Origin of the sequence: Streptomyces sp. NPDC001933 (assembly GCF_042890955.1) — a bacterium.
Taxonomy (GTDB): domain Bacteria; phylum Actinomycetota; class Actinomycetes; order Streptomycetales; family Streptomycetaceae; genus Streptomyces.
This window is the reverse complement of sequence record NZ_JBIASS010000018.1, coordinates 94054-110340: the sequence shown is the minus strand read 5'-3', so window position 1 is coordinate 110340 and position 16287 is coordinate 94054. Positions and strand designations below refer to the sequence as shown.

General features: G+C 68.8%; 13 protein-coding genes. All 13 read left to right on the top strand.

What is annotated here, in order from left to right:
• Nucleotides 1-210 precede the first annotated feature (210 nt).
• The 13 genes from ACFYY7_RS34015 to ACFYY7_RS33955 all read left to right on the top strand — a co-directional run bounded on the left by ACFYY7_RS34015 (nucleotide 211) and on the right by ACFYY7_RS33955 (nucleotide 16100).
• On the top strand, nucleotides 211-1041 hold the full coding sequence (locus ACFYY7_RS34015; protein WP_388667686.1) for a hypothetical protein: 831 nt from the start codon (nucleotides 211-213) through the stop codon (nucleotides 1039-1041).
• Nucleotides 1031-1186, top strand: a complete 156-nt coding sequence (locus ACFYY7_RS34010) for a hypothetical protein (protein ID WP_388667685.1) — start codon at nucleotides 1031-1033, stop codon at nucleotides 1184-1186. Before ACFYY7_RS34015 ends, ACFYY7_RS34010 begins: the two co-directional genes overlap by 11 nt.
• 74 nt (nucleotides 1187-1260) lie before the next feature.
• On the top strand, nucleotides 1261-2019 hold the full coding sequence (locus tag ACFYY7_RS34005) for a hypothetical protein (protein WP_388667684.1): 759 nt from the start codon (nucleotides 1261-1263) through the stop codon (nucleotides 2017-2019).
• A gap of 1 nt (nucleotide 2020) precedes the next feature.
• Entirely contained in the window at nucleotides 2021-3445 is a 1425-nt protein-coding gene (locus ACFYY7_RS34000) for a hypothetical protein (protein ID WP_388667683.1), read from the top strand.
• A 987-nt stretch (nucleotides 3446-4432) separates the two neighbouring features.
• Nucleotides 4433-4786, top strand: a complete 354-nt coding sequence (locus tag ACFYY7_RS33995) for a hypothetical protein (protein ID WP_388667682.1) — start codon at nucleotides 4433-4435, stop codon at nucleotides 4784-4786.
• Nucleotides 4786-6696 carry a LuxR C-terminal-related transcriptional regulator gene (locus ACFYY7_RS33990; protein WP_388667681.1) on the top strand — a complete coding sequence of 637 codons (1911 nt, stop codon included), beginning with the start codon at nucleotides 4786-4788 and terminating at the stop codon, nucleotides 6694-6696. Before ACFYY7_RS33995 ends, ACFYY7_RS33990 begins: the two co-directional genes overlap by 1 nt.
• 286 nt (nucleotides 6697-6982) lie before the next feature.
• Nucleotides 6983-7945 (top strand): hypothetical protein, encoded by a 963-nt coding sequence (locus ACFYY7_RS33985; RefSeq protein WP_388667680.1) that lies wholly within the window; start codon nucleotides 6983-6985, stop codon nucleotides 7943-7945.
• On the top strand, nucleotides 7945-8655 hold the full coding sequence (locus ACFYY7_RS33980) for a LuxR C-terminal-related transcriptional regulator (RefSeq protein WP_388667679.1): 711 nt from the start codon (nucleotides 7945-7947) through the stop codon (nucleotides 8653-8655). The genes ACFYY7_RS33985 and ACFYY7_RS33980 overlap by 1 nt, the downstream gene beginning before the upstream one ends.
• A 116-nt stretch (nucleotides 8656-8771) precedes the next feature.
• Nucleotides 8772-10196: a hypothetical protein gene (locus ACFYY7_RS33975; protein ID WP_388667678.1), complete on the top strand. Its 1425-nt coding sequence runs from the start codon at nucleotides 8772-8774 to the stop codon at nucleotides 10194-10196.
• A gap of 264 nt (nucleotides 10197-10460) precedes the next feature.
• Nucleotides 10461-10799: a hypothetical protein gene (locus ACFYY7_RS33970; RefSeq protein ID WP_388667677.1), complete on the top strand. Its 339-nt coding sequence runs from the start codon at nucleotides 10461-10463 to the stop codon at nucleotides 10797-10799.
• Between the two features lie 35 nt (nucleotides 10800-10834).
• On the top strand, nucleotides 10835-12970 hold the full coding sequence (locus ACFYY7_RS33965) for a hypothetical protein (RefSeq protein WP_388667676.1): 2136 nt from the start codon (nucleotides 10835-10837) through the stop codon (nucleotides 12968-12970).
• A 107-nt stretch (nucleotides 12971-13077) separates the two neighbouring features.
• Nucleotides 13078-13386, top strand: coding sequence for a hypothetical protein (locus ACFYY7_RS33960; RefSeq protein ID WP_388667675.1), 309 nt, complete (start codon nucleotides 13078-13080; stop codon nucleotides 13384-13386).
• A complete protein-coding gene (locus tag ACFYY7_RS33955) occupies nucleotides 13383-16100 on the top strand; it encodes a Helicase associated domain protein (RefSeq protein WP_388667674.1) in 2718 nt (905 codons plus the stop codon). Before ACFYY7_RS33960 ends, ACFYY7_RS33955 begins: the two co-directional genes overlap by 4 nt.
• The last annotated feature ends 187 nt before the right edge of the window (nucleotides 16101-16287 follow it).

Genomic DNA, 16287 nt, shown 5'->3' with positions numbered 1-16287 from the left:
GGACCAGAACTCAGCCGCGTACGCGGCCATCGCGCTCCACCCGGAACCCGTACCCCGCTGACTCCGCACACCGTGTCTGAAAGCTCCTGCCGGCACGGCCTCCCCGGGACTCTCCGTCACGCACCGCCCGCCCACAGCCAGCGACGCAATGACGGCCAGAGCAGCCCGTCTGTCCCCCTCCCAGCCCCCCGTCTCTCCCCGGAGCTGTCCGTGACGTCGACCCGACCCGACGAAACCCTCGAAGCACTGGCCGGACTCCGCCAGTTGTTCCTGGCCTCAGGTATCTACGCTCCTCACGTGGTGGTGGACGACCACACCCCGGCCGACCAACCGTCCATGCACATGGAGGGACTGTCCGGCAACGATGCGGCCAGGCTGAGCGAACTGCTGCGCGCCGTACTGGATCTGCCCATCGCGGATGCCCGGCCAACGGAGCAGTCGAGCTCTTGGTACATGCCCTACGAGGAAACCGTCGCCGTGCGCGACGACCTCCACCAGGTGCTGGCCGTGGCCGGGATCAGTGGACTGACCCACGTCGAGACCCACCCCCGTGGCGGGCCCCCGTTCATGCACCTCAACCACCTGGCCGTCTCCGACATCGCCAGGCTGAGCTCCCTGCTCTCTGAAGCCCTGCGCGAGCACTTCGCGACGGCTGACGCCCTGCTCGCCGCCTTCCGTGCCCACAATCTCGACGCCGACCGCACCCTTCCCGTACCTGCCGTCGGAGACCTCAGTCTCTTCCTCGGCGACGTCAGCGTTCATACGGCGCTCGCACTCGGCACCCTCCTCGGCGCCCCGCCACTGTTCACGAAGCTCGCGGATTTCCCCGACTATCCCGAATCGATCGCGGTCATGGATCGCCTCCACGAAGCGGTGAAGAACACGGCTTTCGGCTTCATGGATGTCCAGCTCCACCCGAACTGCATGAAGTGCGGCCATGCCCCCAGCATCACGCTCGGAGCGCTCGAACTGGGCACGGCACAACGCTTGGTCGCGGCACTCCAGTCCGCCCGGGTCACGGCACAGAGAGATGCGACGTGACGACCGGCAGGGCCCTGCCAAGTCCCGCAACGACGCGCAGTCCCGGCCGCAGGTGGAGCTTCGCACCGGCCAGGGTGGCACCGCTGGTGGTGAGCAGACGCTGACGGCCGCCTGTCTCGGCCGCGAGCCGCTGCACCGCCTGTGACCTCACCACCCACGCCGGCATCTCCTGGCCCCGCCGGCCACTCATGCCCGTACCACAACTTCTCGAATCTGCACGTGACTTGGACTGGAATGCGTACCGATACTCTTTCAGCGACGACACGCGGCCGAAGCCTGCCGGACGGCGGCTGCGCGCCGCACCCGCTGGACGTCGGCCATGTGCCCTACATCGCCCTGACCGAGGGCGAGAAATGTCTGGCCACGCCGGACCTGGTCGTTGGCCGCGATGGGTGGATCGAGTACCGGCAGCCCGGCCCGTGGGACCGCCACCCCCGCTACGAGGTCCTGCTCGCCCGCACGGTCGGGACGCCGTCGGGGCGCCCGGACGGCAACCAACTCTCCCCGCACCGACAATTCCACTGCCAGGACGGCCTGCTCTGCCAAGGCTGCGCCGCCCCGGCCGCACGCAACCCGGCAAGCCGCCCCGCAGTGTTGTGGGTGCTGCCCGCCACAAACCCGGACGGTTCGTCGGCCGGGTTCACCGGGCACAGCGACATGCCTCCGTCCTGCGCCCGGTGCGCCCTGCACAGATGCCCGGTCCTCAAGGAGCGCGGTCGGCGGTTCCTGTGGGTGGCCGAGTGCGACGCGGTAGCGGTGTGGGCGGATCTGTACCTCCCGCCCAAGGGCACGCGGGCGCCGGAGAGGTTGGTGCCCTTGACCGACGAGCGGCGGCTCTCGGCCGCGGTGGCCACCCGGCTGGTGCGTGACCTCCGCGAGGTCACCGAGGCGGACCGGGGGCAGATCGAGGAGCTCGCCGCGGCACAGTCACCCGCCGCTGTGCGTGGCGGATCCGCGCAGATGGCGGGATGGCACTGATATGACAGCGACCCTTGAGTTCACGGCGCAGGAGCGGCATGCGGTGGAGCTGCTCGCGCAGGGCTACACCCCCGTCGAAGCGGCCCGGATCATGGGAGTTGCGTCGGTGGCAGGTCTTGTCGCCAGTGCCATGGCGAAGGTCCGGGTCCGCACGGTCAGGGCCCTGGTCTATGTGAGCCAGGCCCGGGAACGGATTGACCGCCCCGGCCCTCCCCTGCCCTGCGACGTCGATGACTTCCAGGCTCTGGTGTGGGCGGGGACGCGTCTGGACGTGCCGGATGCGCAGCTGGCCGCGACGGTCGCGGCTGCGGCCCATGTCCCCAGGGTCCGGGTCGAGATCGCACTCGCCGACCTGTGCGCACGGTTGCAGACCAACCGGTGCGGGCTGATCCGTCAGGCATTCAGGGCCGGTGTCCTGTCGGGCATAGAGGGGCACGAGCTCGGTGTGGCGCCCCTGCCCGCGGTGAAGCCGCAGTGGGCGGCCAAGGGGCGGCCGCTGGCCGTGCTGAAACTGACAGCGTCCGGGCTCGGGATCAAGGAATGCGCGGGAAGGCTGGGAATCACCGCCCCGACGGTCGTCCGGTACCTGCGCCAACTGATGAAGCGGGCCGAAGTGCTCGCCTACCGTCCACTCATCCACTCAGCGGTGCGTGCGGGGATCCTGAAGACCATGCCCCGGGTGGGCCCGCTGCTGTCCGCGGAGCTGGTGGCGGTGTGGCGCGGGCTGGTGCTGGATGTGCCGGACGGCGAGCTGATCGACGAGATCGTCCGCATGACCAGGTTCACCCGTCCCGTGGTGGCGGAAAGTCTGGCCCGGCTGCGGAACAAGGGGATTCCGGACTGCCGCCTGGTCGTGCTCGGCTGGGAGTGCGGTGTGATCACCGCGGCAACCAGGACAAACCCGGTGCACCGCGACGGGCCCCTGGCCCGCCGTCGCCTCGTAGCCGCCTCGCCCTCCCGCCGGCCCGCACGGGGGTGGACCAGTGACCCGCTCAACCTGCTCCCGGCAGGCTCCCGTCTGTCCAATGTCACGCTGGATGCCTCCCAGAACCTGACTGGTGTAGTAACCACTGGCAGGGAGTTCGACCTGGTCCGGGTCAGCCCCGCCGTGTGCCACGAGGTCCTCGATCAGACGCGCCCCGAACAGTGGGGCCCGGTGCTGGGCATCGTCTCGGCACGCACCGCCGTCCTGATCACCAAGGCCGGGGCACTCGGCCCCGCCTGGCGGGGGCGGCACGGGCGACTGTGGGTGCCCGAAGCCCAGGTGAGTCTGCCTGCCACGGACAAGACATCAGGCACGAGCAGCTCCTACTGGGCAGTCACCCGCCATGCCCGGCTGTGGGACGGGGCCGTCCTGCGCGGCCTTCTGGACCCCACCACCTGCCTGACCGGCCGTGACCGCCCGGCTGCCAGGGGGCGGGTATGACGAACCGACAACCACGCCCGGCCGCGCTGATCACGGACACAGACCAGCGTGATGCCCGCGCCCGCCGCACCGTGCCCGGTGCAAGCGTGGCAGGGCTCCGCGCGCACCGACCGTCCAGCGCCGCGGCAGCGATCAACGCCGATGACACCGGCGCGGAATCCCCTGACCCCCAGCTGCGGCGCGCCACAGCACCCAGGAGGCTGTGATGCCCCGACCCTCACGTCTCGTGCTGCTGATCCTGTTCGTCCTCCTGGTCCTGGGATCCATCATCACCGCCGCCACCACCCCCCCTCTCGGCTGAGACCGGCCCTGCCGGCCATGACGCTCCGCCGCCGTCCGGCCTTGGACATCTCGCCGATCACCCGCTCCCGTTGGAATGCGACACCGCCTCATGACCACCAACCGCACTGCCCCCGCTTCCGGGCCCGCCGAGACCGGCACCTGCCATACCAGGCAACCTCGCGCCGCCCGGCAACGCATGGCAGCCACCGCCCTCGGGCCAGGAACGAGCGGAGTTGGCCCGAAGCTCGCTGTTCAGAGCCCGCTCTCGCGGTCACACAGCGATCCCGACCCGACCGCGCAGCCGGTCCAGAGAGGGCACCTCACCGCCGGATCCTCCCCGCCACCGGCAGCCGCCCCACCCCATCCGGATCCCGCTCTCGCGCCCGAGTTCCGCAACCAGCCGTCCCGGACCACCTGGAGAGACCACCGGTGCACACCGATCCCGATGACATCAACTTCCAGTCCGAAGAGCTGGCCCAGGCACTGATCGGCCTGCCTACCTCCCGCACCCCGCGGCTCGCCGGCTCGCCGGCATCCGTCGCACGTGGGTACGAGACCGCTCGGGACATCGTTGATCCCTGGATCCCTCCGGCCCGCACGTACCGACGTTCGTCTCAGTCCCCTGCGGAGCAAACGCGATGGGACAGATTGGTCCAGTCGGTCTCGCATCCACGCGCACACCGGCCGACCCTTGAGGGACTGATCATGTTCACGGGCAACGCTCGCGACTTTCTCGGGGCGCTCGTTGAGGCGGGACACCCCGGGCCCCAGGCACACGAGATCTCCGAGCATCTCCTCATGGCGGTCAAGGACGGGACCTACAAGAAGGGCAGCGCACTCAGCGCCAAGAAGATCGCGGCCACCCTCCAAGCCCCTGTCACACGGGTCGCACTGGCGCTCGCTGACCTCGCACACGCCGGATACATCAACATCACCGCAACCGGCAGGGCGACCGTCGCCGGTAGAACCCCGCCGTCCGTAGACCGGGCTCTCCAGCATGCCAGTGAGGCCGATCCGGCGGCCATTGCCGACCTCGCGCTGCAGCAGGCGGAGCAGTAATGACCGACACCACCGTGGCTCTCCGCACAGGAGACCTCCTCGATCTGCTGGCCGCCGGTGCCACGCCGGACGAAGCCGCCCGGATGCTCGGCGTCACCGACACCGTGGTGCGGGCCCATGTCGATGGGCTGCTCTCCCACGAAAGGCTGAAGACGGTGCGGGCCCTGGTGTACGAACACGAAGCCGGACTCCGGGCGGACCAGCCCGCCCCGGGCGGCGTACTCGACCTGGACCCGGTGACCGAGGCGGCCTGGGCCGGACTGCGACTGGATGTGCCGGACCAGTTCCTCGTCCCGGAAATCGCCACCACAGCCGGCCTGGATCCGGCCGAGGTCGGCACCGCGCTTGAGCAGCTGACCGCCCACCACGCGACGACCTGGCAAGGCCTGATCCGCCTGGGCTACCGCCACGGCGTGCTGTCGGGACTGGAGGGCACCGCCCCATCCGGTGTGTGGGTCGGCCGGGGCGGCGTCGGCAACTGGTGGGAGCTGCGGCCCATCCGGCTGTGGGTCCTGGAACTGACAGCTTCAGGGTGGGGCACCGAGCGGTGCGCGCGCAGGATGGGCATCTCGCAGTCCGCAGTGTGCTCCCACATTCGCGCATGCGCCCAGAAAGCCGGTGTCGATTCCCGGGCCGCCCTCATCCAGGAGGCGCTGCGCGCGAGAGTGCTCGCTCCACCCGAGCCCCGGCCCGTACTGGGTCTGTCCGACCAGACGGCCGCGGTGTGGCAGGGCATCGTCCTCGACGTCCCGGCCGCCGATCTCGCGAGCGCCATCAGCCGGCAGACCGATCTGCCGGTCCATGAAGTCGCCGCGGAGCTGAAGCGTCTGCGGAACACGCACAAGTCCGACTGCCGCCTGGTGGTGGAGGGCTGGGCGGCCGGAGTCCTCGACGACCAGGCCACCGTGTCGGCCCCCGCGGACAGAAGGCCCCGCCCGGCCAACGCCTACCGTGGCACCCGCCACGGCACCTTGGCCGCCCCTGCGGCCCTCAAGCTCACCCGTCGTGAGCGGGATCTGCTAAACCTGGTCGTCGTCCAGGGCCACACGGTCGAGCAGGCAGGCGTGTCCATGGGCATCGGCACCTACGGTGCCAGCAGGTACCTACGCACCTGCCTCCTAGCAGCAGAGACCGACTCAGTGCGCGTGCTGGCACACAAGGCGTGCCGCGCCGCCGTGCTGTCGCCGGAGAAACCACCGACGCCTCGGGTCGTATCGGACGACGTCCTCGCAGTGTGGCGGGCCCTGGCCCTGGACACCCCCGACGTGCGCCTGGTCCGTGACATCGCGACCGTAACTGGTCTGTCCCCGCACCGTGTGGAGGAGTGCCTCACCAAGCTGCGGTCGACCGGGCTGACGGACGGCCAGCTCGTACTCGAAGGCTGGGCCCGGCACATCCTGGACGGGCAGACAAGCCTGGCACCACCACGCCCCCCGGTACGTGCCACAGCTCCGGTCCCGCGCCGTGCGTCCCGGCCCGCCCGCAGACCCGGCGACCCGTTGGGACTCGTCCCCGAAGGCCTCAACCCCGACCACGCCCCCGAACATCTGGTCGGCTGCGCCGCCCTGGAGGGCGGGCAGGTCGCCGGGGACACCTTCGACTTCATCCGGGTCACTCCCGCGCGATGCCGTGAACTGCTGCAGAACACCGTCATGGACTGGTGGGGTCCTGTCCTGGGCCTGCCTGCCGCGGGCATCGCCGTGCTGGTCACCGAAATCGGTGCCGGTGCTCCCGAAGTCCGGGGGCCCGGAGTCCGGCGGTGGGCACACGGCGGCGCGGTGCGCCTTCCCGAGTACGGCGGCCGGCCCACGGCCGACGGTGCGTACTGGGCGGTGCCCGCTGGCCGGCCGCCGTGGGCACCCGCACTGATCGCCTCGCTCTTCGGACCTCACACCGGGAGGCCCTCATGACACCCTCCCCGGAATTCTGTCCGGCAGTTCACGTGATGGGCGGTGTGCACCGCGATGGCAGCGAGCACCCGCTCAGCCTCCCCGGACAGGCGGCCGACGCGCTGGACGTGCCCGGCCCGGACCCCCGGCATTGTCCGGCCGCCCCCGGCACGACAGGAGCACCGTGATGCCCAAACGCGCCCTGGTGATCACGTACGTGGTGACCGGCTTGCTCGTGATGATCTCGATCACCTGCGCAGCCACGTTCGGCCCCTTCTGACCACCCCCTTCGCTGATCGGACCCACCATGACTTCTCTTTCCCCGCCCGGACAGCCCCTGGCCGTGCACGGCACGGCGGGCCCCGACCCTGCCGTGGCCGAGGCGGTCCGGGAACGGATCGCCGGAGGCCTCTACGTTCCCGGTTCCTGGCTCAGTCTGCCAGAGCTGACCGGCTACACCGGCTACTCGTCACCCGAACTGCGCCTCGCCCTGCAGTACTTGGCCCGCACCGGGATCGTCCACGCCAGCAACCGCCGGTGGCAGGTCCCTGGTGACCAGCCCGTCACCCGCACACGCCGCCTCCTCACCGCGCTGATCGACCATCGCGCCTACCCTCCCGGCACCGAATTCCCCGCACCCTCACGCCTCGCGCCCGTGCTCCTGGCCCGCCCGGCCACGGTCCGCGCTGCACTGGACGGCCTGACGGCAGACGGAGTCCTGCTCTCCGGCGGCCCCCGCCCCCGTCTGCCCCAACTGCCTGGCCCCGGGCCGGTGGGGGCGCTGTGGCCGGCCTCTCAGCAGGACGTGCAGGAGGCGCTGCCCGAACCGAGGGACACCCTGAACACACGCGGCTTGCAGGAACTGCACGAGATCCGGGACAGGGCCCAGCAACGATGGCGCACCGGGGTGTGTCTTCCTGCGGACGTGATGAGCGTGCAGGAGGCGCTGCAGGGCGACATTCTGCGCCGTCTGGTCCTCGCCGCCCTGCACCAGGTGAGCGACCGGCCCGGATTCGCGCAGCTGAGGGCGACCGCGGGCCGGGCCATGGCCTGCGCCTCCCTGCCCATGACCGGGCCGCCGTACGAACGGTTGTTCCGGATCGCTGTTTTGGCCGACGCGCTGGCCGCGCTGGGCGACGAGGCCGCCCGGTCCCGCCCGGTCGCCCTCAGGCCTCCTGTACCGGTGCGCAGACCGTCCCCGGCACGGGCATGGACAATGCCAACCCCGCCCACCCCGCCCCCCGTGCACGCCCGGAAGGACGGTCTGTGATGGCTGGCTCGGAGCACCCCGTCACGCTGTCCGTGGACGAGTATCTACAGGACACTCACGGGCAGCGCCCCGGCACTCTCGCCGGAGCCCCCCGGATATCCGTGGCCGTCAAAGCCAGCGACCCGCTCATCCTGTCGGGGCTCCACGAACAGTTGCGCCCCCGGCCGGAGATCCTCCTGTGCCGGGACAACACGGCGGAGCGACCGCAGGTCACGATCGTGGCCACAGACACCCTCGACGAGCAGGCGCTGGTCGACCTGCGCCACATCCAGCGCACCAGCACCTCCCGCCTCCTCATCGTCGTCAAGACCATCGACGAGCAGAGACTGGTGAGTGCTGCGGAGTGCGGTGCGGCCGGTGTGGTCAGGCGCTCCGAGGTAACTCCGGAGCATCTGGTGGAGGTCATCAGCACGGTGGCGCGGGGTGACGGCCATCTTCCGCCGGACCTCCTGGGACAGTTACTGAAGGAAGTGGGCATTCTCCAGGGCCAGGTCCTCATCCCGCGCGGCCTGCACTTCACCGGCCTCGCGGCACGTGAGGTGGATGTGCTGCGCCTGGTCGCGGAGGGGTACGACACCGCCGACATCGCGACGAAGCTGTCCTACTCCGAGCGCACCATAAAGAACGTGCTGCACTCGGTGATGACCAGACTCCAACTACGCAATCGGGCGCACGCGGTGGCGTACGTGATGCGGCAAGGACTGATCTAAGCCGGCCGGGGCACGTCGGCCGTCGGCTACGCGGTGGGACCCCCGGCCCGATGACCTGCCCGCACCCGGCCATCGTCATCCTCTCGATCGAACCACCACACCTCCAAGGATCCCCCATGTACGTGTTGCGACGTGCCTGTCAAAACGACCTCGATGCTTGCAGGAAACTGTGGGCGGACCGCTCCGGCTGGGCCGCCCGGCGCGACCTCTGCCTGCCGATCTGTCAGTTGACCGATGCGGAGTGCGCTGCGGCCGAGGTCCTCGTCCTCAGCGCGGAAGACTGTGTAGTCGCGGCCGTGGCGGTGATCGACCAGACCCCCGGAGCCGGATGGAGTTCGACGCAGACACAGCAGGAAGCCATCGGGCTGGCCCTCATGGTCACCTCCCCGTTCCAGAGGACCACCAGCCTCAGCCGGCTCCTTGTCCGCTGGGCGGCGGACCGGGCTGCCCGGACCGAACGGGAGCATGTCCGCGCAGCCGTGTCCTGTGAGGGACTCGCAGGACACTTCCAGACCCGACACGGATGGGAGCGGACGGGCACCCACACCCGCAACAGCTCCAGGACCGCGCTCCTGCAGCGCCCGGCCGCATACGACAACCAAATACGGGCCATCCTCGACGACCAAACCGCTCAGATTCCCGACCTGAACGACACTCTGACCGCGCGTGAGCTCATCGGCGCTGCCACACCACCGCACCGCCCACCCACACCAGGCTCAAAGAACCGGCCCTCCCGGGCTTCGGGCGCAGAGGGTCTCTACGTGCGCGAGGCGCCCCAGCCCACCGATCCGCCCCTTCCGCCCACTGACCAGCACACCGCGGCCGAAATGACCCCCCCGACTGTGAAGAACCTCGGCCTTCCCCGCATTCCCAGAAGCAAGAGGCTGACCGGAGCGGAGGCCGAGAAATTCGCCGACCAAGTGGTGCACGCCTACCTCGTGCGCAGGGCCCCCACCCCCCTCATCTCTCACGCCACCGGCCGGTCTGGCAGTGCCATTCGCAACGTCCTGCGCCGCCGAGACGTCACGCTGCGCTCCAACGGCTTCCCCCGCCCGGTCGTGACGCCCAAGCCCGAAGCACAGCCGCGCAAACCCCACGAATCTGCGATCCAAGCGGTCAGCTACACCGCCTGCGGCAAGAGCGTCGCATGGACCAGCGACCACCTGGGCGTGTCCGCCGATGCTGTCAGGGTGAGGCTGCGCCAAGCCTGGCGCTGGCTCGGTGGCACAGGCCCCGTCTCACGGACACGCCTGATCCGCCTCGCGGTCCAGGCCAGTCTCATCGATGCGCCCCCGGACCCAGGTGTCCGTCCGACCGACATCGGCGCGAACCACTTGGCCATTTTGCACGGAAGTGCTCGGGGCATGGACGAATCCCATATCGCAGACGCCACACAATTCACGCGAAGCCAGGTCACCAGAATGCTCGCCGCACTGCGCAAACAGTTCGGCGCCAAGAACGCGCCCCACCTCATATACCTCGCATCGTCGCTCATCGATAGCACGGCCGCCGACTACGCCGAACCCGGAATCCGATCATGAACTACTCCCCTCTACTCATTCAGCGCGATCCGGTCCAAGCAGAACAACACCGCCGCCACACGAGACCTCCACTGCAGGCTCGAACGCCTCGGCTGACGTCCCAACCTCGCACGACTAACAGCGGCCTGACTGCCCCTCCCACCCACAACCACACCGTGGGCGATGAGAGGCCAGCCGCTGGATTCGGCATGTGCGCCCAGGTTCCCGGGCCGGTGGTCGCCCATGCCGCGTAAGAACCGACCCGACAAGTGCACTTCGCCCGGGATGGAGCCCTTCATCGCGTGGCTGCGGACCTGCCGGGACACTTCCGAGGACGAGGCCCTTGCCAGTTGGGAAGCAATGGTCGTCAGGAGTCCCGAGCTGGCGGCAGAAGAGCTCCAGTGCATTCGCGCCGTCGCCGAATTGGAGCCGCCCGACCTCGTTCCCCTCATGCAGGAGCACGGCCTTGTGTACCTGCACGAATGGAAGAAGCACCATCGCTTCCAACTCCCCTACAGCGCATACCTCACATGGCTGCGGAAAAGGGTCGCCCAATTCTCGGAAATCGCAGAGAAGCACGGCTTGCCGAACCTCACACCTGTAGAGAAGGAGGCCGGAAGCTGAACACGAACCAGTCGGACGTGACCCGCCGGGTGGAATTGTCCACCTGCACAAACAACACACTGACCGGGACCAACAACGTCGGCACCAGTATTCAGGCAGGCGCGATCCACGGAGGGGTCTACTTCCACTACTCTCCGCCCGAACTGCCCCTTCCCCGTCAACTGCCACCGCTGCCCGCGGCTTGGGTGGACCGGGAAGCGGACCTCGCGCTGCTCCATGACCGCTCGGACAGCCCGCCGAACTTCGGCAGCCGGCTCATCGTGCTGAGCGGGCAGGACGGGATCGGCGCCACGACACTGGCCTCCCGGCTCCTCCACGAACAGCAGGCCAGCTTCCGGGGCGGAGCTTTCTACATCAATCTTCGGGGCTACGCACCCGAAGGCCCACTGCCCGTCGGCAGAGCACTCGGCCACCTCCTGCGCTCCGTCCAACCCGGCAAACTGCCCATGGACATCGAGGAACGTGCGGCGTGGTGGAGGTCTGCGACCGCGAGCCGGGAACCAACTTGCCTGCTGATCGACAACGCGTCCCGGGCCGCCGACGTCCGGGCCTTCCTCCCCGGGGGCAACGGTCACCTGGTCCTGGTGACCAGCCGGCACCCGCTGAGCGAGCTCGCCGGCGAAGGCGCCTTCCTCCACAGCGTGGGCCCTTTGCCACCCGACGCCGCCCGCACTTACCTCACCGAACGCGTGGGCGCCGACCGCCTGCAGGCCGAACCCGAAGCAACGGAACTGCTGATCCGACTGGCCGCCGGATACCCCGCCGCGCTGGTCCTGACCGTCGCCCAGGTGATGCTCCACCCACGACGGCCCCTGTCCACAACCGTGCAAGCGCTGATCAACAGCCGCCGCACCACCCCGTGCCCGCCCGCCCTCAACTTTCCTGGAGCAACCATGACCGCCCATCACGATGCCGCGTACGGAGGGCTGCCCACCGACGTCGCCCTCGCCTACCGACACCTCAGCCTCCTGCCCGTCCCTGACTTCGACACCTCCCTGACCGCCGCTGTCTGCGCCGCCACCCCTCAAGCGGCGACGACCACCCTCCGATCCCTGGGCGACGCACACCTGCTGGAGGACATCGGCGACCGGGAACAGCGCGGCACCGTCTACCGCTTCGGCAGCGCCGCACTCCACATGCGGGCCCGGGACATCGCGTGCGAGGACGGTGATGCCATTCAGCGCCTGTTACGCGCACTGGGCTGGGCCCTGGCCGCCACGGCTTCGGCCGACGCCCTCATCACCCCAAGCCACAGCCGCACCCTCAACCTCGACCCCGCAGACCTCCCTCACACCCCTGGGCATCCCGTCCACCACACCGACCCCGTATCCGCGCTCAGCTGGCTGAAGGACCAGGCCGAGAACCTCCTCGCCCTGGTCCGTGCCGCGCACCGAGCGGGGCACCACGCCTACGTCTGGCGCATCGTGTACAGCATGTGGCCGTGGTGGCGGTCCGAGAGCCGGCACGCCGAATGGATCGAGCTCCACACTTTGGCCCTCAAATCGCTCCGCCACGACCCGGACAGGACCGCGCTGGCCGAACTGCACCTGCTCAACACCTTCGGCCTGGCCCAGCGCGACACCGGATCCCCCCAGGCCCTCAAGACGTTCCACCGTGTACGGAGCATGGCTCTGCAGGCCAAGGACCCCGGCGCCGAAGCGCAGGCGCTGCACGACCTGGGGGCCACCCACCTTCAGATGGGCGACGTATCCCAGGCAGCCCCGTTCCTGGTCCAGGCGCGGCGTGCCCGCGAGGAACACGGCTACCGGCGCGGGGTGGCACTGACCGACATTCTCCTCGGCCAAGTAGCCCTGATCCTCGGTCACATCAGCCAAGCCCTGACCCGTTTCACGGATGCCCGAACAGCTCTGCTCGCCGAGGCGGACACCCACGATGCTGCCCAGGCACTGGCCTGGCAGGGCCGGGCCCTGACTCAGGCGGGCAACATCCCGGCGGCCGAATCAGCACTGGACACCGCCCGTCAGGAGCTCATCACCGCACAGGCCCCCCGCTTGGCCGCGCAGACCCTGGAATGGCTCGGCGCGGCCGCGGAAGCGGACGGCCGGCTCGAGGACGCCCGCGCCCGCTACACCCAGGCCATCAGCGGCTACCGGCTCGTGAGCACCGCGGACGCCGACCGTGTCCGCATTCACCTCGCCGGCGTGTCCTAGCCACGCCTGCCCGTCCGGGACATGCAGCACCCTTCTGTCCCCGACGGGCCCCTTTCCGCCAGTCACCTGACCACCTTCCGGGGGCACCTGTGCACGTAATACGCGAGATGCATCTGGCCGACCTTCCCGCCGTCGAGTCCCTGTGGGGGGCGCGTGTCCGGTGGGCCGTCGAGCGCGGCATCGGAACCATCCGCCCCTCCGGCCAACTGATGCTCAGGAGGATCGTCGCCATGTCGGGAATCGTCGGGGGCGCACCGAGCAGCGTGCGGCCGGTCCGGGACGAGGCACATTGTGCCGTGGACGTTCTTCGCGAGATCACGGATCCCGCTCCCACCGGGATCTGGCTCAGCTGGATCCTCACTTCCTCAGGGGACGGTTCGCGCTCCGCCTCAGGCCTGTGGGCGGTGGGCCGGTGAGTGCTCCGATGATGCGCCCATATCAGCGCGATGCGGTCAAGGCGATCGTGACAGGGCTGCAAGCCGGCCGTCAGGGGCAGCTGCACGCAGCATGCGGATCCGGCAAGACGGTCATGGCCCGGCGAGTGGTGGAGGAGCTCGCGCCGGGATTCGGTCTGATCGTCGTACTGATGCCGTCGCTGGCGCTGGTCGGGCAGACCTTGCGCGAGTGGCAGGCCATCAGCACGGTCGAGTTCCGCGCAATGGCGGTTTGTTCGGATGAGAATGTGGCTGATGCCCCGGTGCGCACCAAGGATCTTCCGGTGCCCGTCAGTACCGATCCGGATGCGATCACATCCTGGTTGGGCCGCGGCGGGCGCCAGGTGATCATCGGGACGTATACATCCGCCGACCGAGTCGGTGAGGCTCTACGGAGGGCCGCGGTCGAGGCCGACGTACTGGTCTGTGATGAGGGCCATCATCTGTTCGGCAAGAGGGATGCCGTGCGGCGCCGGATCATCACCGATTCGGATTTCCTGCCCCATCATCGCCGTCTGGTGATGACGGCCACCCCGGATGTGACGGCCTGGCGGTCGAGCGATGCGCTGAGCTGGCGGGACGAGGAGTTGTTCGGGCCGGTGCTGTACCGGTACTCGTTTCCCAGGGGAATCGCCGAGGGGTATCTCAAGAACTACCGACTGCTGGTGCTGGGCGTCAGCGATGCCGAGGCCCGTGCTCTGCTCGCCGACAGCGCATCCGACTACGTCGACGGCGAGGTCGCCTTGCGGACGGTTGTCGCCCAGGCCGCGCTGGCACACTCCCGCCGCATGTACGGCATCGAGCGCGCCATCACCTTCCATCCGAGAGTGCAACAGGCCGCCGATTTCGCGCGCACGCTTCCGGTCACCATTGCCCGCCTGCCCGCCGCCAAGCGGCCGTCGGGGTCTGTGTACGCAACCCACATCAGCGGAGCGATGAACGCCCGTGAACGGGAGGTCATCCTCGACCGGCTGGGCACTCCGCCCGCCGGCGGATGGACGGTCGTCTCCAACGCCCAGTGCCTGGCCGAGGGCGTTGATGTCCCGGCTGTGGACACCATCATGTTCACCCACGCGTCCCGGTCCGTCACGAAAGTGACCCAGGCCGTGGGCCGGGCACTGCGCCGAAGCAGCGGCACTGCTGACACGGCCACGATCATCGTGCCGATCGTCGTGCCGGATGCCACCACGGAAATCAGCGACCTCGATGCCGGCGAATTTGAAGTTCTCTTCGAGGTCGTCCGTGCCCTGCGGGCGCACGACGAAGGCTTCGCCGCCGAACTCGACCGGGAACGCTGGACCCAGTCACTGGGCGTCACAGGAGAACGGGATGCGGGAGCTTCTGGGCTACCGGAGAGAGTCACGTTTCATCTGCCAAAGGGCACGTCCGACCGGATTCTCGACCAGCTGCGTCTGCTGACGGTACGCAGCAGCACCTCGTCGTGGTGGGAGGGATACGCGGACGCGGTCGCCTTCTACCGCGAGCGTGGTCATCTGAACGTGCCGGAAGGGCGCAGCGGCGCCAGTGGCCGCAGGCTGGACGTGTGGGTGCGTGACTGCCGCCAGTATCGGCGCAAGGGTTGGATGTCCCAGGACCGCATTGACGCTCTGGACCGTATCGCCATGGTGTGGGATCCGTTGGAGGCACAGCGGCAGCAACTGCTCAGCGACGCCCGCGCCTACCACAGAGACAACGGCGACCTCGATGTCCCGCCCGACCATGTCACCCCCGAGGGCCGGCTGCTGGGATCGCAGTTGAAGGCGCTGCGGGTCGCCTACCGCGAAGGCCGCGTGCCCCAGCCCCTGATCGGCACACTGAATATGTTGGGGATGCGCTGGGAGCCACAAGCCGCCAAACGGCAGGAACTGCTGGACGCCTGCGACCGCTACCGTCAGCGCTTCGGACACCTCGATGTCCCGGTCAAATTCGTTGACGACAAGGGCTACCGACTCGGATCTGCCCTCTCCCACGTGCGCTCCGTCGATCAGGGAACTATCACGGACCAGGATGGAAAGCCCCGGACGCTGGACGCCGACTATCGGGCCGAGTTGGCAAGACGTGGTGTGAAGTTTGCGCTGCGGGTCACGGCCATGAACGCGGATCTGAAGCAGGCTCTGATCAAGAAGGTTCAGACAGGTGCACGGCTGAGAGACGCCTGTGAGGCACTCGGCCTCAGCCGGTCCACTGTCGAGACAGCTCGCCGAGCCGATGATCTGTTCGACGCCCGCCTGGGATCCGCTCTTCAAGCCCAATGCCGAACCCTGAACGACTCGGAAAAGCAAGCCCTTATCGAGAAAATCGCAGCCGGAACTTCACTCCGACAAGCCCTCAAAGACCTCGGCCTGTCCCGCGCGGTCATCGAGACAACACGGCGCAATGACGAACAGTTCAACGCCCGCCTGGGATCCGCTCTTCAGGCGAAATACCGAACCCTGAACTACTCGGAAAAGCAAGCCCTTATCGAGAAAATCGCAGCCGGAAGCTCACTCCGACAAGCCCTCAAAGACCTCGGCCTCCGTCGTTCAACGGTGGACACCGCACGGCGCACGGACTCCGACTTCGACAGCAAGCTGGTCAATGCGTCGGATGGCCGGATCACCAGAGCAGCGGCTCCTCGACAGCCGAGCGCGGAACCAGCACCGCGCAACGGCGGCACCCGCGCGACGAACCCCGAGGAGCGCGACCGCGCGAACTGATCTGAACCATGCCGTCGAACGGCACACCGAACCTCCGGTTCGCCCACACCCAGCCAGAAAGATCGCCCTTCATGTACGTGATACGCCGCACCCGCTGCCACCGGCCATCGTCTCTGGGCTGCTCGGTCCGCCTTGGCCCGCGGTCGCGGAGCCGATTTGCACGTCCTGCCCCTGACGGATGCGGAGT

Bases quoted from the DNA above. Each gene is read 5' to 3' on its own strand.
- ACFYY7_RS33975 (WP_388667678.1), top strand. From the start codon at position 8,772: ATGTACGTGTTGCGACGTGCCTGTCAAAACGACCTCGATGCTTGCAGG.
- ACFYY7_RS33970 (WP_388667677.1), top strand. From the start codon at position 10,461: ATGGAGCCCTTCATCGCGTGGCTGCGGACCTGCCGGGACACTTCCGAG.
- ACFYY7_RS33960 (WP_388667675.1), top strand. From the start codon at position 13,078: ATGCATCTGGCCGACCTTCCCGCCGTCGAGTCCCTGTGGGGGGCGCGT.
- ACFYY7_RS34010 (WP_388667685.1), top strand. From the start codon at position 1,031: ATGCGACGTGACGACCGGCAGGGCCCTGCCAAGTCCCGCAACGACGCG.
- ACFYY7_RS34000 (WP_388667683.1), top strand. From the start codon at position 2,021: ATGACAGCGACCCTTGAGTTCACGGCGCAGGAGCGGCATGCGGTGGAG.
- ACFYY7_RS33980 (WP_388667679.1), top strand. From the start codon at position 7,945: ATGGCTGGCTCGGAGCACCCCGTCACGCTGTCCGTGGACGAGTATCTA.
- ACFYY7_RS33985 (WP_388667680.1), top strand. From the start codon at position 6,983: ATGACTTCTCTTTCCCCGCCCGGACAGCCCCTGGCCGTGCACGGCACG.
- ACFYY7_RS33995 (WP_388667682.1), top strand. From the start codon at position 4,433: ATGTTCACGGGCAACGCTCGCGACTTTCTCGGGGCGCTCGTTGAGGCG.
- ACFYY7_RS33990 (WP_388667681.1), top strand. From the start codon at position 4,786: ATGACCGACACCACCGTGGCTCTCCGCACAGGAGACCTCCTCGATCTG.